Origin of the sequence: Actinoplanes sp. NPDC049118, assembly GCF_040648555.1 — a bacterium.
GTDB lineage: Bacteria > Actinomycetota > Actinomycetes > Mycobacteriales > Micromonosporaceae > Actinoplanes.
This window is the reverse complement of record NZ_JBEZDY010000004.1, coordinates 84,868-107,169: the sequence shown is the minus strand read 5'-3', so window position 1 is coordinate 107,169 and position 22,302 is coordinate 84,868. Positions and strand designations below refer to the sequence as shown.

21 protein-coding genes and 1 pseudogene are annotated in these 22,302 nt (G+C 70.7%); 9 read left to right on the top strand and 13 right to left on the bottom strand.

Annotated elements, in window-relative coordinates:
• Positions 1–46 precede the first annotated feature (46 nt).
• Together AB0B58_RS07310 and AB0B58_RS07305 are read right to left on the bottom strand one after the other, a co-directional pair.
• Positions 47–373 (bottom strand): TraR/DksA C4-type zinc finger protein, encoded by a 327-nt coding sequence (locus AB0B58_RS07310; RefSeq protein ID WP_360219017.1) that lies wholly within the window; start codon positions 371–373, stop codon positions 47–49.
• A gap of 117 nt (positions 374–490) precedes the next feature.
• Positions 491–886 carry a BON domain-containing protein gene (locus AB0B58_RS07305; RefSeq protein WP_360219014.1) on the bottom strand — a complete coding sequence of 132 codons (396 nt, stop codon included), beginning with the start codon at positions 884–886 and terminating at the stop codon, positions 491–493.
• Positions 887–1,228: 342 nt separating this feature from the next.
• On the opposite strand from AB0B58_RS07305, the gene AB0B58_RS07300 reads away from it, so the two are divergent.
• Positions 1,229–1,573 (top strand): hypothetical protein, encoded by a 345-nt coding sequence (locus tag AB0B58_RS07300; RefSeq protein WP_360219011.1) that lies wholly within the window; start codon positions 1,229–1,231, stop codon positions 1,571–1,573.
• 96 nt (positions 1,574–1,669) lie between these two features.
• Here AB0B58_RS07300 and AB0B58_RS07295 read toward each other — a convergent pair whose 3' ends face one another.
• The 3 genes and pseudogenes from AB0B58_RS07295 to AB0B58_RS07285 form a co-directional block, all read right to left on the bottom strand.
• Entirely contained in the window at positions 1,670–2,410 is a 741-nt protein-coding gene (locus tag AB0B58_RS07295) for a M50 family metallopeptidase (RefSeq protein ID WP_360219008.1), read from the bottom strand.
• A 291-nt stretch (positions 2,411–2,701) separates the two neighbouring features.
• A complete protein-coding gene (locus tag AB0B58_RS07290) occupies positions 2,702–2,917 on the bottom strand; it encodes a hypothetical protein (RefSeq protein ID WP_360219005.1) in 216 nt (71 codons plus the stop codon).
• Positions 2,918–5,649: 2,732 nt separating this feature from the next.
• Positions 5,650–6,516 (bottom strand): annotated as a pseudogene (locus AB0B58_RS07285) (serine/threonine-protein kinase); the annotation flags it as partial.
• 101 nt (positions 6,517–6,617) lie between these two features.
• Between AB0B58_RS07285 and AB0B58_RS07280 the strand changes: the two are divergent.
• The 6 genes from AB0B58_RS07280 (at position 6,618) to AB0B58_RS07255 (ending at position 11,208) form a co-directional block, all read left to right on the top strand.
• On the top strand, positions 6,618–6,815 hold the full coding sequence (locus AB0B58_RS07280; RefSeq protein ID WP_360219002.1) for an acyl-CoA carboxylase subunit epsilon: 198 nt from the start codon (positions 6,618–6,620) through the stop codon (positions 6,813–6,815).
• Positions 6,816–6,922: 107 nt separating this feature from the next.
• On the top strand, positions 6,923–7,357 hold the full coding sequence (locus AB0B58_RS07275) for a hypothetical protein (protein WP_360218999.1): 435 nt from the start codon (positions 6,923–6,925) through the stop codon (positions 7,355–7,357).
• Positions 7,357–8,754: a hypothetical protein gene (locus tag AB0B58_RS07270; RefSeq protein ID WP_360218996.1), complete on the top strand. Its 1,398-nt coding sequence runs from the start codon at positions 7,357–7,359 to the stop codon at positions 8,752–8,754. Before AB0B58_RS07275 ends, AB0B58_RS07270 begins: the two co-directional genes overlap by 1 nt.
• Positions 8,751–9,860 carry a type VII secretion-associated serine protease mycosin gene (gene mycP / locus AB0B58_RS07265; RefSeq protein WP_360218993.1) on the top strand — a complete coding sequence of 370 codons (1,110 nt, stop codon included), beginning with the start codon at positions 8,751–8,753 and terminating at the stop codon, positions 9,858–9,860. Before AB0B58_RS07270 ends, mycP begins: the two co-directional genes overlap by 4 nt.
• Before the next feature lie 65 nt (positions 9,861–9,925).
• The gene (locus AB0B58_RS07260; RefSeq protein WP_360218990.1) at positions 9,926–10,558 is read left to right on the top strand and encodes a nucleoside triphosphate pyrophosphatase; all 633 of its coding nucleotides are present in this window, start codon (positions 9,926–9,928) and stop codon (positions 10,556–10,558) included.
• Positions 10,555–11,208 carry an O-methyltransferase gene (locus AB0B58_RS07255; protein ID WP_360218987.1) on the top strand — a complete coding sequence of 218 codons (654 nt, stop codon included), beginning with the start codon at positions 10,555–10,557 and terminating at the stop codon, positions 11,206–11,208. The genes AB0B58_RS07260 and AB0B58_RS07255 overlap by 4 nt, the downstream gene beginning before the upstream one ends.
• A gap of 3 nt (positions 11,209–11,211) precedes the next feature.
• On the opposite strand, the gene AB0B58_RS07250 is transcribed toward AB0B58_RS07255, so the two are convergent.
• The 3 genes from AB0B58_RS07250 to AB0B58_RS07240 form a co-directional block, all read right to left on the bottom strand.
• On the bottom strand, positions 11,212–11,967 hold the full coding sequence (locus tag AB0B58_RS07250) for an ABC transporter permease (RefSeq protein ID WP_360218984.1): 756 nt from the start codon (positions 11,965–11,967) through the stop codon (positions 11,212–11,214).
• 3 nt (positions 11,968–11,970) lie between these two features.
• The gene (locus tag AB0B58_RS07245) at positions 11,971–12,921 is read right to left on the bottom strand and encodes an ATP-binding cassette domain-containing protein (RefSeq protein WP_360218981.1); all 951 of its coding nucleotides are present in this window, start codon (positions 12,919–12,921) and stop codon (positions 11,971–11,973) included.
• Between the two features lie 86 nt (positions 12,922–13,007).
• Positions 13,008–13,595: a PadR family transcriptional regulator gene (locus tag AB0B58_RS07240; RefSeq protein WP_360218978.1), complete on the bottom strand. Its 588-nt coding sequence runs from the start codon at positions 13,593–13,595 to the stop codon at positions 13,008–13,010.
• 65 nt (positions 13,596–13,660) lie between these two features.
• On the opposite strand from AB0B58_RS07240, the gene AB0B58_RS07235 reads away from it, so the two are divergent.
• The gene (locus tag AB0B58_RS07235; protein ID WP_360218975.1) at positions 13,661–15,403 is read left to right on the top strand and encodes a biotin carboxylase N-terminal domain-containing protein; all 1,743 of its coding nucleotides are present in this window, start codon (positions 13,661–13,663) and stop codon (positions 15,401–15,403) included.
• A 4-nt stretch (positions 15,404–15,407) separates the two neighbouring features.
• On the opposite strand, the gene AB0B58_RS07230 is transcribed toward AB0B58_RS07235, so the two are convergent.
• The 4 genes from AB0B58_RS07230 to AB0B58_RS07215 all read right to left on the bottom strand — a co-directional run bounded on the left by AB0B58_RS07230 (position 15,408) and on the right by AB0B58_RS07215 (position 19,574).
• Positions 15,408–15,995 (bottom strand): TetR/AcrR family transcriptional regulator, encoded by a 588-nt coding sequence (locus tag AB0B58_RS07230; protein ID WP_360218972.1) that lies wholly within the window; start codon positions 15,993–15,995, stop codon positions 15,408–15,410.
• Between the two features lie 120 nt (positions 15,996–16,115).
• On the bottom strand, positions 16,116–16,997 hold the full coding sequence (locus AB0B58_RS07225) for a transglutaminase family protein (RefSeq protein ID WP_360218969.1): 882 nt from the start codon (positions 16,995–16,997) through the stop codon (positions 16,116–16,118).
• Positions 16,998–17,052: 55 nt separating this feature from the next.
• Positions 17,053–17,994, bottom strand: coding sequence for an alpha-E domain-containing protein (locus AB0B58_RS07220; protein ID WP_360218966.1), 942 nt, complete (start codon positions 17,992–17,994; stop codon positions 17,053–17,055).
• A complete protein-coding gene (locus AB0B58_RS07215) occupies positions 17,988–19,574 on the bottom strand; it encodes a circularly permuted type 2 ATP-grasp protein (RefSeq protein ID WP_360218963.1) in 1,587 nt (528 codons plus the stop codon). Before AB0B58_RS07215 ends, AB0B58_RS07220 begins: the two co-directional genes overlap by 7 nt.
• A gap of 435 nt (positions 19,575–20,009) precedes the next feature.
• Between AB0B58_RS07215 and AB0B58_RS07210 the strand changes: the two genes are divergently transcribed.
• On the top strand, positions 20,010–20,738 hold the full coding sequence (locus AB0B58_RS07210) for a DedA family protein (RefSeq protein WP_360218960.1): 729 nt from the start codon (positions 20,010–20,012) through the stop codon (positions 20,736–20,738).
• Between the two features lie 58 nt (positions 20,739–20,796).
• On the opposite strand, the gene AB0B58_RS07205 is transcribed toward AB0B58_RS07210, so the two are convergent.
• Positions 20,797–22,197 carry an NAD(P)H-quinone dehydrogenase gene (locus AB0B58_RS07205; protein WP_360218957.1) on the bottom strand — a complete coding sequence of 467 codons (1,401 nt, stop codon included), beginning with the start codon at positions 22,195–22,197 and terminating at the stop codon, positions 20,797–20,799.
• Positions 22,198–22,302: the final 105 nt, after the last annotated feature.

The following is a 22,302-nucleotide window of genomic DNA, read 5'->3' as shown; positions in this document are numbered from 1 at the left end:
CGGCGGGATGGCACAGGGCCGTGGGTCTCGCGGAGACCGTCGCTCTTCACCCGCTGCGCTGCTGACACGGCATGCAGAACCGGGCGTGGGGAAGCACCTCCAGCCGCTCGACCGGAATGTGGGCGCCGCACTTCTCGCACAGGCCGTAGGAACCCTCGGCCAGCCGCCGCAGCGCGCCGGTGACCTGCTCCAGGCTGTGCCGGGTCGCGGCCAGCAGCGCCGCCTGGTTGTGTGCCTCGCCGGGATCGCCGGTGCTTCGCGCCGTCTTCCTGAGCTCCAGGAGCCGGGCCGTCTGCCGCGCGAACTCGTCGCTCAACGACGCGCGCAGCGACGAAAAACGATCGTGGTCGGAGGCCTCTGTGTAGACACTCATATCCGTTCCTCGCTGGTGATCGAAGATGTCGATACGAAGAGGGCCGAAGCCTTGTCGGGCTTCGCCCTCACGACCTCGGTGGGCGCGGCCCGAGGCCGCGCCCGCCGGAAGCCGGTGTCACCTCGCCGCGGCGCCCTGGCCCGGCATGCGCCGGCGGCGCCTCCTCAGCCGCCGGCGCATGCCGGACGGCGGGAACGGATCGGCGCTGAATGGGTGGGTTCGACTGACCTTGGAGCGAACCAGCTCCGTGTCGTCGAAGTCGAACCGGATCCGGTTGACCACATGGGAGACGCCCGGCACCTCTGTGGCGAGCCGGGCGGCGATACCGGCGGTCGATCGCCGGTCCACCGTGCCGGTCAGCGTGGCGACGCCATCCCGCAGGCCCACCCGCACCTGCTCCGGATGAATCCACATCCGGCGGCGCAGCACGTCCTCGACCTCCCGGCGGACCGGAATGTCGGCACCCACGGTGCTCATCTCGTGCCTCGCCTCGTCGCTGACCTTGCCCTTCATGTCGACACCTCCTCGAACTGCCGCGGCCCGGGACTGCGCCCGGGCCGACAGTTCATAGCGGGAAAGCGGATGCTGGCCTCAAGCATCACCACCCTGTCGCCCGGCGACCACGGTCCGCGACGGCGACAAAGCTCGCCGTTTATTGCCGTCCGTCGGCAAGGTGCCGTGCGGCCGCCCTGAATCGGCTGCGAAGAGACCCCGGCACTCGGTGCGCCTTTCACCGGCGCAGGCCGGCTGATCTTTACGTCGTGGTCGGAGGTGGCTGCGCAGGTGGTGCTTCCGGCGGCTGGGTGTTTGCGGCTGTGTAGACCACGATGAACCCATCGTGCGTTCGCCCAGGTCTTGCTCGGCCCGGCGCCATTCGGCCGCACGCCCTTCGACCCGGCGCCCTTCGACCTGGCGCTATTCGGCCAGGCCTTGCTGGGCCGGGCGCTGTTCGGCGGGGCGCTGTTCGAACAGACCTTGCTCGGCCCGGCGCTGTTCGGCCGCGCGCTCTTCGGCCCGACGCCCGTCGACCCGACCCCCCTCGACCCGACGCTGTTTGACCCGGCGCTGTTCGACCCGGCGCGGTTCGACCCGGGCGCTGTTCGACCCGGGCGCTGTTCGACCCGGCGTTATTCGGCCGGGCGCCCGTTCGACCAGGCGCCGTTCGACCAGGCGCTACTCGGCTGGACGACGTTCGACTAGGCGCTATTCGGCCGGGCTATTCGGCCCGGCGCCGTTCGGCCGGGCGACGTTCGGCCGGGCGACGTTCGACCCGCCGCAGTTCGGCTCGGTTCGAGGTCAGAGCGGGGTGCCGGCCCCGGGGAGCCACTGGCCGGCGAGCATGAAGCCGCCGATCACCAGCGCGGCGAGATCGACCGCGAGGAAGACGCCGACCCAGAAGATCGCGGGCACGTGCGTGATCCCGGCAAGCTGGTCCGCATCGGACTCCGGCATCCGACCGCGGCTGCGCAACTTCTGCAGCTCGAAGACCGGGCGCACGCCGCCGATCAGGAGGAACCACACCCCCACGTAGGCGAAGGCCGCCTGGGCCTGCGGCGAGCCGTACCAGGAGACCGCGAAGACGATCGCCCCGGTGACCAGCACGGAGATCACGCCGAAGACGTTGCGGATGTTGATCAGCATGAGTAGCAGCAGGACCACCACCACCCAGAGAAGCAGCATGATCCGGTTGCCGCCGAGCAGCCAGGCACCGCCGAGACCGACCAGCGACGGCGTGATGTAACCCGCCAGCAGGGTGAACATCATGCCCGGTCCGGTGGGGCGACCGGCCGAGAGCGTGAGCCCCGACGTGTCGAACTCCAGCCGGATGCCCCGCAGCTTGCGCCCCGTGAGCAGCGCGACGAGCGCGTGGCCACCCTCATGGGCGATGGTTATCGCGTTGCGCGCGACCCGCCACAGCGGCCGGAACGAGACCACGGCCAGCGCGATCACCGCCGTCACCAGAACGAGCAGGCCGGGCGGGTCCGGCTGGGCCCCGAAGAGGGTGTCCCAGAGTTCACTTACCGAGTCGATCGACACAGCCCGCGAGCGTAGTCGATCAGCGCAGGTCTAGGACATGTCGATCTTGCCGTCGCCGTGGCGAGGTCCGGTTTTCGCGCCGCAGGTAGGCCGGGATGTCGGATACCCGTCTCGGCCTACCGGACCGCGCGGCATGGCGGAAGCCGGTTCGCCCGGACCGCAAGATCCACAGGGCCCGGCCCTAGGCGCGGCGCAAGCCGGACCAACCCAAGCCGACACCATCCACAGGACCGACCCCAGGCGCGGCGCAGCCGGACCAACCCAAGCCGACACGATCGGCAGGGCCGACAGCTAGGCGCGGCGGCGCAGGGCTGATTCCTGTCGGGGCTCCGCTCGGCGTTGCAGCATCCAGACGCCAGCAACGCCCGAGCCCAGGAGCACCGTCGCGACGACGGCCAGCAGTACAGCAAGGGTGCCGGCGGCCGCCACGAGGAGCGCGACATCGGCGATCGCGACGAGCATCCACAATGCGATCGTGGGCCTGCTGCCGTGTCGTCGAATCATCATGCACCTCCATCCGTGGTGAGCGATGAATACCCATTCATCCGTCACTCACACACCGGAGGTCACGACCTCGGCTTGAACCCCTGGTAGATCAGCTGCAAATCCTTCAGCCCGTCCTGCCAGTCGTCGGGCGAGGTGTACCAGGAGATGCCGTACGCCTGCTTGCCCGCCGTGGTGATGACGCCGCGCTTCACGGCGCGCTGCGGGTTGCCGCTCGACGTGGTGTACGTGAACTCCCAGTCGGCGGCCTTCACGAAGTAGTCGACCGGCTCGATCTTGATGCGCTCGTAGTTCCGGTAGGCCCGCCCGCGCCGGTCCTGCTCCTGGCCCTTCCAGTCGGCGACCGGATCCGGCTGCGGCTGATCGGTCTGGTCGATGATCAGCAGCCGGTTGTTCTTCCGGAAGTAGACCTCGCTGCCCCGGTGCTCGATCGAGACGCCGTTCGGCACCGGCACGGAGAAACCGGAGCCGTCGGCGTAGCGGTACCAGCCCTTGGGGATCGCGACGTCGCCCGGCGCCGGGGCCGCGGGGGACGTCGGCGGTGCGGACGACGGCTGCCCGGTCGTGGTGGCCGGAGCCGCCGGCGCGGCGGAGGTGGCTGCGGTGGTCGGCTTCGTGGTCGGCTTCGTCGCGCTGGCGGCGGGCGCGACCCCGGCCTGACCCTTGTCCTTTGGCCGGTCGTCGTCGCCGAAGGCACGCGGGACCAGGATGACCAGGGCCAGCAGCACGGCGGCGAGCATGCCGATCGCGATCGCGGTCTGCCGCCGGGTGAGCGTGGTTCCGAAGACCGTGATGCCGCGGGCGCCGCCAGACGGGGGTCGCAGGTTCATCGGCTGCCAGGCGGGACGGCTCGGCTGACCGAAGGCCGGTACGCCTGCGACGGGGCTCGCGCCGCCAGACGGGGTGCCGGCCACCGCGGGAACCGCGCCAACGCGGGTGGCGGCGAGGGCGGACTTGCGCTCGGCCGCGGTCTTCTGGGGGCGCTTGGCGGTGCCGGAGCGGGGCTTCGGGGCGTCCGGGTCGGTGACCGGCTTGATGATGCGGGTGCGGTCCGTACCGGCGGCGGCGCCGCCCTTCCTGTCCCCGGGCGTCGCCTGCTCCGGCTTCGCCGCCGCGGTCCCGCCCGCCGGGGCGCTGCCGGGTGCGTCCTGATCCGGCGCGGCGTCACTGTTCTGAGCGTCGCCGCTCTCGGTGCCGCTGTTCTCGGGGCCGCTGTTCTCGGCGTCGCCCTTCTCGGCGTCGGCGCTCTCGGTGCCGCTGTTCTCGGCGTTGCCGTTCCCGGTGCCGCCGTTCTCGGCGTCGGCGGCACTGCTGGTGGCGGCCTCAGCCGGCGCGATGTCGCCGCTCTCAACGTTGTCTGCGGCCTGCGGGGCGGAAACGGCCGCTGCGGCCTCGTCCTCGACCTCGTCGGGCGCCGGCGTGGCCTGCGCCGACTTGTCCGCGACAGTCCCGGAGTCGTCCGCCGATGCCTTCGCGGTGCGGCCGCGGCCGCTCTTGCGCGAGGCCTTGGTGGCCGGCTTCGCGGCCTTCTTGGCGGCTTCCTTGGCCGAGGCGTCTTGCTCCGACTGGTCGGTCGCCGGGCCGGGCGATGCGGTGGCCTCTGCCGGCTTGGTCCCGGCGGCGGCCTCGATGCCCGAGCCTTCAGACGTCTGGGACTCCTCGGCCGGCCGTTCCCCGTCCGTCGCCACCGCAGCCTCGTCGGCAGACGTGGCCTCGTCGGCAGACGTGGCCTCGTCGGCAGACGTGGCCTCGTCGGCAGACGTGGCCTCGTCAGCGGATGTGGCCTCGTCGGCCGGCGTGGCGACGGCCGGCGTGGCCTTGAGCGCCTCGGACGGTCGCGGGCCGAACGGCTGGCGGCTTGCCTTCGGCGCGTCGGCTGAGGCACTCGGCTCAGCGACACTCGACTCAGCGGTGCCCGGCTCAGCGGCACTCGACTCAGCGGTGCCCGGCTCAGCGGCACTCGACTCAGCAGTGCCCGGCTCAGCAGTGCCCGGCTCAGCAGTGCCCGGCTCAGCAGTGCCGGACCCGGCCGTTGCCGAGTCGGCGGTCGCCGTCTCGCGCTCGTCGGTGCCGGCGGCTTCCGGCGCGGTCGCGTCCGGCTCCTCCACCGAGGTCGCAGTCGCCGTCACGGTCTCGGCTTCCGGACCCAAGCCGGCGGCTGCCGGGCCGGACGCGGACGAGTCGGACCCGGCGACGACCGACACGGACGAGTCGGCGGGCGACGCCGGAGGCGGGGTCGGCTGAGGCGTCGCCGTCGCGGGGCGGTCGGCAATCGTGTGCGCCGCCGCTGCCGCTCGGGGCGCCGGCGGGGGCGGCTGCTGGGACTCCGGGGCAGCCGAGGAATCCGGGGGCGTGGGGGTGGCGGGGGCGCCCGTTCGGCTCGTGGAGCCCTTGCGGGCGGCGGCGACCTCGTCGGCGGTGAACGACCCCAGGGCGGAGCCCGACCCGCGCATCGTCGCGTCCGGGGCAGAGCCACGCGCAGCCGCCGGAGGAACCTCGGTGGGCGGGGACGGTGCTGTGCCCGTACGGGATCGGTCCAGGTTTTCGATCCGGGTCGCATCCAGCGCGGGCGGCTTCGGGCCGCCGACCGAGGCCTTGCCCGGCGCGAAGATCGGCGGGCGGCTGCCCGTGACGGGGCTGGCCGGCGGGCGCGGTCCCGGCACGACGGGCGCGGACGCCGAAACACCGGGCACGACCGGCGGGGCGAGGCCGGCCGACGGACGCTCGCGGCCCGCACCCGGGCGGCGCATCGTCGGGCTCATCGGGAAACTCAGCTTCGACCGGCGCCCGGTGGCGCGCAGCAGCAGCCGCTCGGCCTCCTCCGCGTTGATGCGGTGCGCGGGATCCTTGCGCAGCAGGCCGTTGAGCACCGGCTTGAGCGGACCGGCGTTGCGGGCCGTCGGCGGGTTCTCGGTGGCGAGCGCGGCCAGCGTGGCGATCGCGGACGGCCGTGCGAACGGCGACGCGCCCTCGACGGCCGCGTAGAGCGTCGCGCCGAGCGACCACAGGTCGGCGCCGGGCCCGGCAGAGCCGTCACGGGCCCGCTCGGGAGCGATGTAGGCCGGGGAACCCAGCACGAGGCCGGTGCGCGTCACGTTGGGGTCGCCCGGCACCGTGGCGAGCCCGAAGTCGGTCAGCACGACCCGGCCGTCCTCGCCGATGAGCACATTGCCCGGTTTCACGTCCCGGTGCACGACTCCGGCGCGGTGCGCGGCACGCAGGGCGTTGAGCACGCCCAGCCCGATCTCGGCGGCCCGGACCGGGGCGAAGGGTCCATCGGCGGCCAGAATGTCCTGCAGAGAGCGGGACGGCACGTACTCCATGACGATCCACGGATCGGCGTCGGTGCGCAGCACGTCGAAGACGCGGACCACGTTGATGTTGTTGAGCCGGGCGATGGCGCGGGCCTCACGCAGCGAGCGCTCACGCATCTCCCGCCGCTCGTCGGGCGTAAGCCCGGGCGGCGGTACCAGCTCCTTGATGGCGACCTCGCGGTGCAGGACGACGTCGGTCGCCCGCCAGACACGACCCATCCCGCCCTGACCGAGCGGCGCAACGAGCCGGTAGCGGTCAGCGACAACAAGCGGGGGGGAAGTAGACATCACGCAGAAAATACCCGGTCATGTCGAGCCGCAGCGAATCGATCAGCCGAGTGTGGGATGCGTGTCACCGAGAACCACCCGAACCGTCGTACCCTTGATCAATGGATGAGGAAGCGCTGGTCAAAGTCGTCCGGGGCGAGCCGACCCCAGAGGAACTCGCGGCGCTGGTCTGCGTCGTGGCCGGCCTGCCCTCCGGCCCGGATTCACATTCGGGCAGCCCGACGATGTCCGCCTGGACCAGAAGCGCCCGCCCAGCCGCAGGCCGGACGTCCTGGAGAGGGTCGGCGCTCCCCTGCTAGGCATCGCCGGTTGCGAGCGTCCATCGCCCTGAGTAGGGGCTGCAGAGGCAAGCCGTGACGGACTACTCTCGCTGGAGATTTCGCACTCTCGGGGGAGGGCCAGAGCGATGCCTGTAGACAGAGAGCCGCCGTCATGGATCGATGACTTCGGCTCGATCGAGACCGACATCCAGGCGATGGAGGAGTTCGCCGCGACCCTGGCCAAAGAGGTCGCCACCGGCTACGAGCCCCATCTGCAGCAGGTCACCACAGCGATGCTCACCGAACTGCCCGCCGGCAGCGCCAACTTTCCCGAACTGGGCAGCTTCCTCGAGCGCCACTACGATGTGCAGCTGCAAACCTTCTCGAATACGTTCAATTTCCGCGACGGCACCCACCAGTTCGCCACGGTGGCCAAGTCGATCAGCGAGGAGTACGGCACCACCGACGCGTACGCCCAGGCGAAGGTGAAGGACGTGACGGACGGTTTCGTCGCCGCGAACGATCCCCTCGACGAGAGCGGGACGAAGTTCGACGAGAGCGGGACGAGGGTGGACAGCTAATGCTGATCGCTGACGGTGGTGGCGGCTACGGCGGCACGGACTGGATGTCGAAAGACGTCCGCTTCATGTGGTCGACGATCTCCAACCAGGACACCGCCCCGCATTACGACGTCGTCGAGGGCTGGCGCAAGACAGCCGACCTGACCCTCACCCACCGCGGACAGGTCCAGATGTACCGCGACAACCTCGCGAGCGTCTGGCCGCCCTCGAAGAGCCCAGCCGCGGCGGCCTACATCGAGCGGCTCGACAAACTGCTGGCGGACCTGCAGGCGACGCACGACGCCGCATCGGCGAACTACACGACCTTCTCGACGGTGACGCTCACCCTGAGCCTGGCCCGGCACAAGCTGAAGCCGATCTTCGACGAGTACGAGGCGAACCAGCAGCTCAACCTCGACTGGCAGGCGAAGCAAGACCAGGCGGCGAAGGTGAAGGACCCTGTGCCGACGCCTGCCCCAGGTGTGCCTCCGGTGTCCGCGTCGCGACAGGAGGAGCTCAACAACAAGGCCCGCGCCATCATGTACGACCTGAGCAGCACCCTGATCAGTGGTCAGGCGCAGCTTAAGAAGCCGATCCCGTATCGCCCTAATGGGGACTCGTCGGGCAATGATGACGAGGGTAACCGTAATAGCGGAAGCACAGATGGTTTCGCTGTCCCACCGGTAATTCCTCCCCCCGGCAGCAGCTCGTCAGGGTCGGCATCCGTCCCCGTAGCACCACCTCATACCGCTCCGGTATCACCTCCCGGGACGAGTCCTAACAACCTCGGCGCCATCGGCAGCGGTCCAGTCTTGGGTGGGATCGGATCACCGGTGATCAACCCACCGAGTACCGGGCTTCCGGTGCCTGGACCAGCGCCTACGCCGCCCGGACCAGGTCCAGGAATCATCGGACCGCCCGGCGCGCCCGGCCTCATGCCGTCGGTGGGCTTGCTACCGAATGGGACGAAGCTGCCAGAAAACGGCCTCCTCAAGCCGGGCATGACTGGGGGTCCCATCGGCCGCATGGCAATGCCGTCTGGCGGCGTGATCGGCGCCAATCCAGGCAGCGGAATGATCGGCCAGATGCCGAACGGCGCTCCGCGGAATCAACTCGGTGGGCCTGCACGGGTCAATCCTGTGGGAGGCGTCATCGGACAGCAGGGGGGCGCCCCCACGGCCCCCAGGGGTGGAGCAGGGCGCGTGGGCAGCTCGCCGATCCACGGCCTGCACACTCAGAACGGTCCAATGGCCGGGAACCAGGGCCGCGGACGAAGTGGGCGCCAGACTGAGGGCGACCAGAACCGCTGGGATCCAGACAACCCGTGGGCAACCGAACAAGGCGTCGACCCGGTCGTCCTTCCGCACGACGAACAAGGGCCTATCGACCCTGGACCCGCAATCGGCTATTCGAGATGACTCGTCGATTTATCGCCGCATTTGCGACGGCGTTGGCTGGAGCTAGCGCCGCCATTTACGGCACCCCAGCTCTGGCGGATAGCACCCGAAACAGTCAATGGCATTTGTCATATCTAAAAGTCTCTGATGCTCAACGGATCAGCACCGGAAGAGGCGTCACGGTTGCGGTAATCGACTCCGGGGTCTCGGCCCATCCCGACCTGTCGGGCACTGTCCTGAACGGCGCCGATCTCTTTAAGGAAAATGGTGATGGTCACACCGACCTCACTGGCCACGGGACAAGCATGGCTGGCCTCATCGCCGCTCACGGTAAAGGCGGCGACGGGGCACTGGGGATCGCACCCGATGCAAAAATCCTGCCGATCCGTATCCTCCGCAAAGGCCTAACGCCACTCGACTTCGGCCCCGCAATAAGATTCGCTACCTCACATGGCGCCAAGGTCATCAACATTTCTATGGCTGGCGGAATCGATCCGGACGATCTCGCGGCAATCAAGCAGGCTGCAGAAGCTGATGTCGTGGTGGTGGCCGCTGCAGGCAACAAATCTGAAAGCGCCGGCATCTCCGCTCCGGCGTTCCTCGACACTGTGGTAGCGGTAGGCGCAGTTGATCGGAAAGGCAATAAGGCAGACTTTTCCGTATCAGGAAGTGCACTCGATCTGATGGCGCCAGGGGAAGACATCACGAGCACCAATAACAAAGGCGGCTATGACGTCGGCGAAGGCACCTCCCATGCGGCAGCGATTGCCTCTGGTGCGGCTGCACTCATCCGTAGCAAGTATCCCGACATGAGCGCCACCGAGGTGGTCGAGCGACTCGAGGCCACCGCTGTTGACAAAGGCGCGCCTGGCGTTGACGACGATTATGGTCATGGCGTTATCGACATTGTTGCCGCCTTGAGTGGTGCTGGTTCGGGGGCTATCGGGGGCACCGCCCCGCCACCCACAACGCCCCCGGCCCGGTCGGCCACCCCCGCCGCATCCCCGCAGAGCGAGGCGGCGAGCAGCAACACCCCGCTCATCGTCGGCGGTACCGCGATTGTGGTCCTTCTCGGTAGCCTTCTCGCCTTCCTCCTGTCCCGCCGCAGATCGGGCTCCGCCCCGTAAGCCGCTCGCGAAACGCGGGTACCGACCCGGCACCGGTGGCTGCCGGACTTGTAGCGTTGGTCTTCGTGCAGATCGACAACCCCCCGCGCCTGGTCCTCGCCTCCGCGAGCCCCGCCCGCCGGGCGCTCCTCCGCGCCGCCGGCATTGACGTCGAGGTCCTGGTCAGCGGCGTGGACGAGTCCACAGTTGAGGCCACCGACGCCTTCGACCTCTGCCTTTCCCTGGCCCGATTGAAGGCGCGGGCCGTCGCCGCCACGCTTCCCGCCGATCCCGGGGTGCTCGTTCTCGGCTGCGATTCGGTGCTGGCCTTCGACGGGGAGATCCTCGGGAAGCCGCACACCCCCGCCGAGGCCGTCAAGCGGTGGCGTGCCATGCGTGGCCGCTCCGGCGTGCTGCACACCGGCCACCATCTGACCGATCTCATCACCGGCAAGCAGGCCGAGGACGTCGGCGCCACCGTCGTGCACTTCGCCGATCTCACGGACTCCGAGATCGAGGCCTACGTCGCCTCCGGCGAGCCCCTGCACGTCGCCGGCGCGTTCACCATCGACGGCAAGGGTGGCGCCTTCGTCGAGCGGATCGAGGGGGACGCCGGCAACGTCATCGGCCTCTCCCTTCCGCTGCTCCGCCGCCTGCTCATGACGTTCGGCGTGACGGTTCCACAGCTCTGGCGTGCAGAGCGGAAAGAGGACGCATGACCTACAAGGGGCTCTCGCTCACCGCGGACCTGCACCGGTACCTGCTGAGCCACAGCACCCAGCCCGATGAGATCACCGCCGATCTCATCGCCGAGACCCGGGCCGTCCTGCCCGATGACGCCGTCATGCAGGTCGCGCCCGAGCAGGCCGCGTTCCTGCGCCTGTTGACGGGGCTCATCGGCGTACGGAATGCGGTCGAGGTCGGAACCTTCACCGGGCTGTCCTCGCTCTCCATCGCGCGGGGGCTGGCCGACGGCGGCCGGCTGACGTGCTTCGACATTTCCGAGGAGTTCACCGGGATTGCCCGCCGGTACTGGAAGCGTGCCGGCGTCGACGACCGGATCGAGCTGCGGATCGGGCCCGCGGCCGAGCGCCTTCGGGAGCTTCCCGACGGGCCGCACCTCGATCTGGTCTTCGTCGACGCCGACAAGGGCGGCTATCCGGCGTACTGGAACGAGCTTGTTCCCCGGGTGCGGCCCGGCGGGGTCCTCCTGATCGACAACGTCCTGTGGTCCGGGGAGGTCGTCGATCCGCGGGACGAGAACGGCCGGGCCATCGCCGCCTTCAACGACCTGGCCCGCGACGACGCCCGCGTCGAACTGGTCATCCTTCCCATCGCCGACGGTTTGACGATGGCCGTGCGCAGGTAGCGGTCAGCGCACGCTGCGGGCGAACAGCCGCGCCGCCCAGGTCAGGGCGAGCACGGCGAGCACGGCCATGATGGCCAGGCCCTGCCACACCTCCGGCGCGCCCAGGTCGCCGATGAACAGTGCCCGCACGCCGCTCACCGCCCAGGAGAACGGGTTCCAGTCGGCGATGCCCTGTAGCCAGCCGGGTGCGAAGGTCAGCGGCAGCAGGATGCCGGACAGCAGGAGGATGGGCTGGGCGACCGTGTTCATCAGCGGCGCCAGCGCGTCCTCGCTCTTCACCGCGAGCGCCACGCCGTAGGACAGCGCCGAGGTCATCAGCGAGATCAGGGCCAGCATCAGGTACGCCAGCAGCAGGTAGCCGATGAACACGCGCAGGTCGAAGAGGAGCGCGAGCAGCGTGATGATGACCGCCTGCGCCAGCAGCGACACGGTGTCGCGCAGGGACCGGCCCAGCAGCAGCGCGAACCGGCTGACCGGGGTGACCCGGGAGCGCTCGATCACGCCGGCCCGCAGCTCGGCGATCAGGCCGAAGCCCTGGAACAGACCGCCGAAGATGGCCAGCAGGACCAGCAGGCCGGGCACGAAGATCTCGTACGCCTCGGCGTCGGACCGCACGCCCAGCGCCGGCTTCAGCAGCGGGGCGAACAGCAGCAGGTACATCACCGGCTGGAAGACGCCGACCAGGATCCAGACCGGGTTTCGCAGCAGGAGTTGCATCTGCCGCTGGAAGATCAGTGAGGTGTCACGCAGCAGCTTCATGGCTCAGCTCTCCCGCAGGGATCGGCCGGTCTTGGTCAGGAACACGTCGTCGAGGCTGGGCCGGTGCAGCTCGATCGAGCCGAGCGGCACGGACGCGCCGTCCAGCGCGCGCAGGATCAGCGGGATCGCGGTCGCGCCCTCGTCGACGTAGAGCCGCACGCTGTCTTCGTGGGTCTCGAGCTTGTTGACGAAGTCGGCCGAGCCCAGGGCCTCGGCGGCCCGCGACGGGGAGGGCACCCCGACGGTCACGACGTCGCCCGAGATCTCGCGTTTGAGGGCGGCCGGCGTGCCCGAGGCGACGATCTCGCCGTTGTCCATGATGGAGATCCGGTCGCAGAGCGCGTCCGCCTCGTCCAGGTAGTGCGTGGTGATGAACACGGTCATGCCCTCGGCGCGCAGGCGGCGCACCTCGTCCCACATGTGTGCCCGGCTCTGCGGGTCGAGGCCGGTGGTCGGCTCGTCGAGGAAGACCACCTTCGGCTCGTGGATGATGCCGAGCGCGATGTCGACCCGGCGGCGCTGGCCGCCGGAGTACGTCTTGCATCTGCGGTCCGCGTACTCGCTGAGCTGGAAGCCGTCGAGGACGCGCGCGGACCGGGCGAGGGCGTCGGGCTTCGAGATGCCGTAGAGGCGGGCCTGCAGCACCAGTTCCTCGCGGGCCGTCGAGTCGTCCCAGGTGCTGCCGCCCTGCGCCACGTAGCCGATCCGGCGCCGGACCTCGCCGGGGTCCTTGCGCAGGTCGGCGCCGGCGATGACGGCCTCGCCGCCGTCCGGCTCGACGAGCGTGGCGAGCATGCGCAGCGTGGTGGTCTTGCCGGCGCCGTTCGGGCCGAGGAAGCCGAAGATCTCGCCCTCGTCCACCGACAGGTCGACGCCGCGGACGGCCTCGACGATCTTCTTCTCCCGACCCTGACGGGACGTGAAGGACTTCCGCAGCCCTCGCGTTTCGATCATGGTGCTCCCCAGTCCCCCGGGCGGGCGAATGCCCGCCACCGGTCGTGGGGCAGCGTAGGACGATCTATTCGACTAGTCAAACTTGATTATTCAGTCGGCGGCGGGCCCTTCGCACCGGAGTTCGCCGGCAGATACGACTCGCCCGACTCGATCAGCTCCGCAATCCGCCCACACCAGCGGATCTCCGCCTCCGATCGCTCCATGGACAGCTCCCACATCCACGTCACGAACGGCGGCTTGTCGCGCGCCCAGTCGGCGCTGATTGCGGCCCGGAGCTGCTCGTTCCCGGCACCCAGCTGCGTCGCCCTGTTCCGCAGCGCCGCGGCGGCCTCTGTGCGCGGCATGGCCGGCAGGAACGAGAACGCGGCCATGAACGGATCCGGCGGCGTCGCGATCGACCACCAGTTGCCGCGCAGCAGCGACGTGAACTCCGCGGCACCCTTCTCGGTGATCTCGTACGTCGTCCGGGCCGGCCGCGAGCCCACCTGCTCCGTGGCTACCTCGCGCAGCAGCTCCTCGTCGGCCAGCTTGCGCAGGGCGTGGTAGATCGAGCCGGGCTGGACGTTGGCCCATTTGTCGGCGCTCCAGCTGAGCAGCTCGCGGCGCACGTCGTAGCCGTGCACGGGCTGCATCCACTGGACCAGACCGAGGATCATCATGCGAGTCGCCGACATATCTCACAGCGTAATAGGCAAACTTGACTGAGAAACTTGCCGGTACCTGACGATAGGCTCACCCCGTGCGCAAGGTATTGATCGCCAATCGCGGCGAGATCGCCGTTCGAGTCATCCGAGCCTGCAAGGACGCGGGCCTGGCCAGCGTGGCCGTCTACGCGGACGCCGATCGCGACGGGCTGCCCGCCCGGCTCGCCGACGAGGCCTTCGCGCTGGGGGGCGAGACCGCGGCGGAGACCTATCTGCGCGTCGACAAGCTCCTGGACGTCGCCGCTCGCAGTGGCGCCGACGCCGTTCACCCCGGCTACGGCTTCCTGTCGGAGAACGCCGACTTCGCTCAGGCCGTACTGGACGCGGGTCTGACCTGGATCGGCCCGACGCCGGCCGCGATCCGCGACCTGGGCGACAAGGTCACCGCCCGGCACATCGCGCAGCGCGCGGGCGCCCCGCTGGTTCCGGGCACGGCCGAGCCGGTCAAGAACGCCGACGAGATCGTCGCGTTCGCGGTCGAGCACGGCCTGCCCGTCGCGATCAAGGCGGCGTTCGGCGGCGGCGGCCGCGGCCTCAAGGTCGCCCGTACGCTCGGCGAGATCCCCGCGCTGTTCGAGTCGGCGACGCGCGAGGCGGTCGCGGCGTTCGGCCGCGGCGAGTGCTTCGTCGAGCGCTACCTGGATCGCCCCCGGCACGTCGAGGCGCAGGTCCTGGCGGACACGCACGGCAACGTGATCGTCGTCGGCACCCGCGACTGCTCCCTGCAGCGCCGCCACCAGAAGCTCGTCGAGGAGGCGCCGGCGCCTTTCCTCAGCGACGACCAGCGCGCCCGCATCCACTCCAGCGCCAAGGCGATCTGCCGCGAGGCGGGCTACCACGGCGCCGGCACGGTCGAGTACCTCGTCGGCCAGGACGGCACCATCTCCTTCCTCGAGGTCAACACGCGGCTCCAGGTGGAGCACCCGGTCAGCGAGGAGACCGCGGGCGTCGACCTGGTCCGCGAGCAGTTCCGCATCGCCGACGGCGGCGCGCTCCCGCTCACCGAGGACCCGGCGCCGCGCGGCCACTCGTTCGAGTTCCGGATCAACGGCGAGGACGCGGGCCGCGGCTTCCTGCCGGCACCGGGGCAGGTCACGGCCCTGAGCTGGCCGACCGGCCCGGGCGTGCGGGTGGACACCGGCGTCGAGGCGGGCAGCGTGATCGGCGGCAACTTCGACTCGCTGCTGGCAAAGATCATCGTGACCGGCGCCGACCGCACCGAGGCCCTCGAGCGCGCACGCCGCGTCCTGGACGAGACGGTCATCGAGGGCATGGCGACGGTCCTGCCGTTCCACCGCCTCGTCGTGCGCGACCCGGCGTTCGTCGACTTCACCGTCCACACCCGCTGGATCGAGACCGAGTGGCAGGGCGGCGTCGAGCCGTTCGCGGCGGCCGCGGCGCCCGCCGCCGACGAGCCGGAACGCGAGACCGTCGTGGTCGAGGTCGGCGGCAAGCGCCTGGAGGTGCGCCTCCCGGCAAACCTCATTTCCGGTACGCGCACAGTCAACCCAGCCCGCCCCCAGGCCCGCCGTTCGGGGTCCGTGAAGCAGGCGGCGGGTGGCGGAGCGGCCGCACTGGCCGCACCCATGCAGGGAACGATCGTCAAGGTCGCGGTGCAGGACGGTGACCTGGTCGCGGAGGGCGACGTGATCGTCGTCGTCGAGGCGATGAAGATGGAGCAGCCCCTGCAGGCACACCGGGCGGGCACGGTCTCCGGCCTGTCGGTTGAGGTGGGCGCCACCGTCACCGCCGGCGCGGTGATCTGCGAGATCGCCTGAGCGGCTAGGTCCGGTCGGTCCGGTCGGTCAGTTGGCGCAGGACGGCGCGGGCCGCCTCGTCCGGCGTCTCGGAGGTCTGCGGTAGCGAGCCGCTGAGCCACAGCGTCGCGAAGCCGTGCGCCAGCGACCACGCGGCCAGCCCGGCCTCCCGCACCGACTCACCGCCCGCGCCGGCGTGGCCGTCCGGCAGGTCCGCGACCCCCGCGTAGAGGGCGTCGCCGGCCTGCTCCCGCGCGGCGGCCAGCGCCGCGTCGTCGCCGTGATAGAGGTCCGGGCGCCACATCACCTCGAAGTGCGCCCGGTGCGTCGTCGCGTACCGGACGTAGGCCACGCCGAGTTCCAGGAAGCTTCCCGTCGTCGCCCGGGTCTCGGCCAGCGCCGCCGCGAGCTGCGTGAAGCCCTCCGTCGCGAGCGCCGTGAGCAGGCCCGGCTTGTCGCCGAAGTGGTGTGTCGGCGCCGCGTGCGAGACGCCGGCCCGGCGGGCCAGGTCGCGCAGGCTCAGTGCCGCCGGCCCGCTCTCGGCGATCGCCGCCGCCGCCGCGTCGAGCAGGGCCCGGCGCAGGTCGCCGTGGTGGTACCGCTCCTTCGCCATGCCGCCAGCATATCTTGCCATTGACAAGATAGCGTCGCCGCTACCCCTGCGCACCGCCGAACAGGTCCTCTACATCGACGGTGGCGCTGCCGATCGCCCTCGCCTGATGCGTCCCCGGCGTCAGCGGAGCCGGGTGATCGTCACCTCGACGCCCTGACCCGTGCTCTGCGGGCCCGCGTAGACGCCCTTCAGCGGCGGCACGTCGCCGTACTCGCGGCCCCGGCCGACCACGACGTGCCGCTCGCCGACCGGCACGCCGTTGGTCGCGTCGAAGGCCGTCCAGCGGCCCACCCACCACTCGACCCACGCATGGCTCTGACCCACGACGCTGTCGCCGATCGCCGCCGTCGGGGACGGGTGCAGGTAGCCCGAGACGTACCGGGCCGGCAGCCCCATCTCCCGCAGCAGGCCCACGGTCAGGTGGCTGATGTCCTGGCAGACGCCCTTGCGCTGCTCCCACGCGTGCAGCGCGTCGCTCTGCACGCCGGTCGCACCCGGCTGGTAGGTGACCTCACCGCGGACGAACTCGCACACGGCCAGCGCCGCGGCGTGCGGCGTCGCGTGCGCGTCCCGGATGTCCGCCGCGATGCCGGTCAGCTCGGAGTCCAGGACCGTCCGCTTGGTCGCGAGCAGGAGCTCGTACCAGCGGTCCACGTTCTCGGGCATCGCGAGCTCGTCCCAGGCCGCGCCCTCGCCCTGCTCGATCAGGTCGCCCGGTGGCAGGGTCTCCACCGTGGACGTCGCCGTCACCGTGAGGGCCTCGTGCTTCGCGTGTACGTCGAAGGCCGTGACGACCGTGCCCCAGTAGTCCTCGTAGCGGTACGTGCGCGCCGGCGGCCACACCTCCACGCGCGCGTCCAGCACCGCCTGGTGGCTCTCGTTGCGCGGCCACATCCGGGCCTCGTTGTAGGACGACGAAACCGGCCCGGCGTAGTCGAACCCGCTCTTGTGCTGAATCTTCAGCCGCCAGCTGTCCACCAGCGGGCTACCACGATCGCTCATGCTGAGCCCACCCTCGGCATGCGCTCGCGGCCCTCGCTTCGCTCGGTGCGGTCGCTCATGCCACCACGGCTCCCCGCACCCAGTTGACCGCCGTCGTCTGCCGGAAGTAGCGCCGGGACACGGCCTCGTTCACCTGGGAGCAGGTCTTCTCCAGGCTGGCCAGCACCGGCGCCAGATCGTCGATCAGCTCGTCTGCGCCGCGGAACTCCAGGTTGGTGCGCGCCCGGCCGACGATCCGCTGCGCGTCCGTCGCCACGCCCGCGCGGCCCGGGTCCGGCTCCAGGTCGGTGAGGCAGGCCTCGGCCGTGGAGAGCGCCGCGAAGACCGAGCGCGGGAAGAGCCGGTCCAGCAGCAGGAACTCCGCCGCATGGCGATCGTCCAGGGAGCCACGGTACGTCCGCAGGAACGTCTCCCAGGCCCCGCTGGACCGCAGCAGCGTCAGCCACGAGGGAATGCTCCCGCCGGCCCGTTCGTGCGTACGCAGCAGCCGGGCCGTCATGTCCACCCGCTCGACGCTGCGGCCCAGCACCAGGAACAGCCAGCCCTCGTCGCGGCTCATGGTGGCATCGGTCAGCCCCGCCATCACCGCGCACCGCTCCCGCACCCAGCGGAAGAACGAGTGCACCCCCTGCTGCTCGACCCGGCGCCGGGCGTTGGGCAGCCCGTGCCAGGTCGAGTTGAGGCACTCCCACATCTCCGACGAGACCGTCTCACGGGCGCCGCGGGCGTTCTCCCGGGCCGCCGCCAGCGCGCCGACCACCGAACTCGGGCTGCGCTCGTCGAGACCGAGCAGGCCGACCACCCGGGCGGAGGTGAACGGCTGGTCCTCGATCGGCATGCCCATGACCGCGAGCAGCGAGCGGCAGGCCTGATCCTCGCTCGTCCACGGGTCGGCCAGGATGCGCTGCAGGTGCACGTCGAGGATGCGCGCGGTGTCCTCGGCCCGCTCGACGTACCGGCCGATCCAGTAGAGCGACTCGGCGATCCGGCTCAGCATCGCGGCCCTCCCTGTTGCTGCTGCTGCTGTTGCTGCTGCTGCTGTGACTCGCCCATGCCGGCGCCCGGGCCCGGGTCGGGGCTGCCGGCCGCCGGCAGCGGTGCCGGGTCGGCGGGCAGGTGCGGCACCTCGAAGGGCGACATGTCGTCGGCGTCGGCGAGCACCCAGGTGTCCTTGGAGCCGCCGCCCTGGCTGGAGTTCACGACCAGGGCGCCCTCCGGCAGCGCGACCCGGGTCAGGCCGCCGGGCAGCACCCAGATCTTGTCGCCGTCGTTGACCGCGAACGGCCGCAGGTCGACGTGGCGCCCGCGCAGCCGGTTGCCGATCAGCGTCGGCACCATGGAGAGCTTCACCTCGCGCTGGGCGATCCAGCCGCGCGGATCGGCGACGATATTCGCGGTCACCGCCGCGAGCTCCGCCTCGGTGGCCTGCGAGCCGATCACGATGCCCGCGCCGCCGGCGCCGTCGACCGGCTTTAGTACCAGCTCGCCGATGCGGGGCAGCACGTGGTCGAGCACGCCGGGCTCGTCCAGCCGGTAGGTGTCCACGTTGGGCAGCAGCGGCTCCTCGTCGAGGTAGTACCGGATGAGGTCCGGCACGTACGTGTAGAGGAGCTTGTCGTCGGCGACGCCGTTGCCGACCGCGTTGGCGATGGTGACCCGGCCCGCCCGGGCCGCGTTGAGCAGCCCGGCCACGCCGATCACCGAGTCGGCCCGGAAGTGCACCGGGTCGAGGAAGTCGTCGTCGATGCGCCGGTAGATGACGTCGACGCGCTGCTCGCCGGCGGTCGTCCGCATCGCCACGTGGTTGCCGACGCAGACCAGGTCGCGGCCCTCGACCAGCTCGACGCCCATCTCGCGGGCGATCAGCGCGTGCTCGAAGTACGCGGAGTTGTAGACGCCGGGGCTGAGCACCACGACGGTCGGGTTGCCGACGCCGACGGGTGCGGCGGCCCGCAGCGCGCGCAGGAGCATCGCGGGATAGGCCTCGACCGGCCGGATCTTGGTGGCGGCGAAGACCTCCGGCAGCACCTGTGCCATCGCCCGGCGGTTCTCCATGACGTAGCTGACCCCGGACGGGATGCGCACGTTGTCCTCGAGCACCCGGAACGTGCCCTGCTCGTCGCGGATCAGGTCGACGCCGGCGACGTGGATGCGGACGCCGTTCGGCGGGTTGATGCCCGCCGCGGCGCGCAGGAAGTGTGCGCTGGTGGCGATGATCCGCCGGGGTACCACGCCGTCCGCGAGGACCTGGCCGGCGCCGTACACGTCGGCGAGGAAGGCTTCGAGGGCGCGGATCCGCTGCGCGACCCCGAGCTCGACCTTGCGCCACTCGGCGGCGGCGATGATCCGGGGCACGATGTCCAGCGGGAAGGGCCGCTCGACGCCCTTGAGCGCGAACGTGATGCCCTGATCCAGGAACGCCCGGGCCAGCACCTCGGCCCGAACGCCCAGCTCAGCACTCGACAGCGGCTGCAGCGTGGCGTGCAGGGCCTCGTAGCTCTCCCGAGGCATGCCGAGCTCGCCGAACATCTCGTCCCAGCCGGGGCCGAGGCGGTACTCCTCGAAAAGATCCGCCATGGCCTGACCCTACGGGCGACTCGTTGCGCGTGGGTAACACCGGTCACGGCCAATTCACGGTATGGCGGGCCGGTCGCGGCGCCGGCATGAGGCGGGCCGCCGGTACGGGACCTACCGACGGCCCTGGCGCGACACACCCGGCACGAGGCCGGGCGGGCGCCGCTCGCCCGAGACACCGAGAACGGGGGACCCGGCGTATCGGGGACTGCCCCCACCGTACGCGTGCGCGGCCCCCATCAGAAGCGCCCGATCCAGGTCTACACGGTCAGGGATCGCCGGAGCCCGCGGTACGGGCAACGGCGGGACGGCGCAGGACGTACCGTGTCGGGCATCACCGTTAGCCAGGCCTGATCAGAGCGCATCCTGTACTCAGCTCATTCTCAGGGGCGCCCACGGACAATGCCGTGTGCGTGAGAGCCGCGAGGTGGCAGACCGATGACCGAATTGTTGACCGTGATGGCAACACCGGCGTGGGCCTACCTTGCGCTTTTCGGGTTCCTCGTGGTCGATGCGATGGTCCCGGTCGTGCCGATCCAGGCCATCATGATCACGTCCGGTGCGCTCACCGTATACGGCAACCTGAGCCTGCCGCTGGTCATCGCGGTCGGCGCGCTGGGCATGTTCACCGGCGACTCCATCGCCTTCGTGCTGGGCCGGACGGCGGGCCAGGCGGGCGGCCACTGGTTCAGCGGGCGCCTGAGCGCCCTGCGGCAGCGCTTCGCGCCCCGCAACGATCAGCTCGAGAAGACGGATTCGAAGACCAGGCGCGCTGCCGAGCGGTTCACCCGCGGCCTGCGCCGGCCCGGCCCGCTCGTGCTCCTGCTCTGCCGCTTCGTGCCGGGTGGGCGGATGGCGGCCGGTTACCACGCCGGGCGCAGCGGCTATCCGATCAAGCTCTTCGTGCTCTACGACGGCGGCGCGGCGCTGGGCTGGGCCACCTACGGCGGCCTGGTCGGGCACGTCGGCGGCACCGCGGTGACCCAGTCGGCGTGGCGGCTGTTCGCCATCGCCGCCACGGCCGCGGTCATCTTCGGCACCGCGGGCTGGGTCCTGGCGCTGTACGGCGGGCGCAAGGAGGCCGACGCCCAGCGCGACGCCGACGGTTCCGACACCGACGCGAGCGACGACGAGTACCCCGACGACCAGCCGGCCCGGGTCCGCTGAGTCATGCCCGGGGCACCGCGGGCCCGGACGGATCCGGGACCCGCGGCGTGCCGGGCCGCTACTGGACCTCGTGCAGCATCAGCTGCCGGGCCGCCTCGGCGATCGAGCCGGACAGCGACGGGTAGATGGTGATCGTGTGTGCCAGCTGGTCGACCGTCAGGTTGTTCTCGATCGCCATCGTGATCGGCAGGATCAGCTCGCTCGCCTTCGGCGCGACGACCACCCCGCCGACGATCTGGCCCGTCGCCGGGCGGCAGAAGAGCTTGACGAAGCCGTCGTGCAGCCCGGCCATCTTCGCCCGGGCGTTGCCGGTCAGCGGCAGCATCACCTGGCGGGCGGGCACCTTGCCGGCGTCGACGTCGTTCTGCGAGACGCCGACGGTGGCCAGCTCGGGGTCGGTGAAGACGTTCGCGGAGACCGTACGCAGCCGCAGCGGCGCGACGGCCTCGCCCATCGCGTGCCAGATCGCGATCCGGCCCTGCATGGCGGCGACGCTGGCCAGCGGCAGCACGCCGGTGCAGTCGCCGGCCGCGTAGATGCCCGGCACGTTGGTGCGCGACACCCGGTCGACGGTCACGTAGCCGCCGTTCGCCACGTCGACGCCATATTCGCGCAGGCCCAGGTCGGCCGTGTTGGGCACCGCGCCGACGGCCATCAGGGCGTGCGAGCCCTCGACCGTGCGGCCGTCCGCGAGCGTGATCAGCACCCCGTCGCCGGTGTTGACGACCGAGTCCGCGCGGGACTGGTTGAGAATCGTCATGCCGCGCTCGCGGAAGACCCGTTCGATGGCCATCGCGGCGTCGGCGTCCTCGTGCGGCATGACCCGCTCGCGGCTCGACACCAGCGTGACCCGGATCCCCATGGCCAGGTAGGCGCTGGCGAACTCGGCGCCGGTGACACCCGAGCCGATCACCACCAGGTGCGAGGGCAGCTCGTCCAGGTCGTAGACCTGCCGCCAGTCGAGGATCCGCTCGCCGTCGGGCACGGCGGTGGGCAGGACCCGGGGGGTCGCGCCGGTCGCGATCAGCACCGTCGCGGCGTCCACGGCGTACGCCGCGCGACCCACGGGAGTGATCAGGACCTGGTGGGTGTGACCGAGCGTGTCCTCCCCGAGCCGCGCACGGCCCGTGACGACGTCCACGCCCGCCTTGATCAGCTTGGCCTGGATGTCGCCGGACTGGGCCAGCGCGAGCTGCTTGACGCGGTCGTTGACGGCCTTCGCGTCGACCGTCACGCCCGACAGGCCCGCCGACCGGATACCGAAGCGCTCGTTGTGCCGGTAGCCGGTCACCACCTCCGAGCTGGCGATGAAGGTCTTCGAGGGGACGCAGTCGGAGAGCACACACGCGCCGCCGGCCCCGTCGGCCTCGACGAGGGTGACGTCCGCGTCGAGTTGTGCGGCGACCAGCGCCGCCTCGTACCCGCCCGGCCCACCGCCGATGATCACGATCCGGCTCACGATACTCCGACCTCCATTGCTAAGTTTTGTCGCTTTCGTGCCTCTGATGTGCCGACACGCACACCTCGTATTCTCCACTACCGGCCGTCCGGGCTATCGTCATCG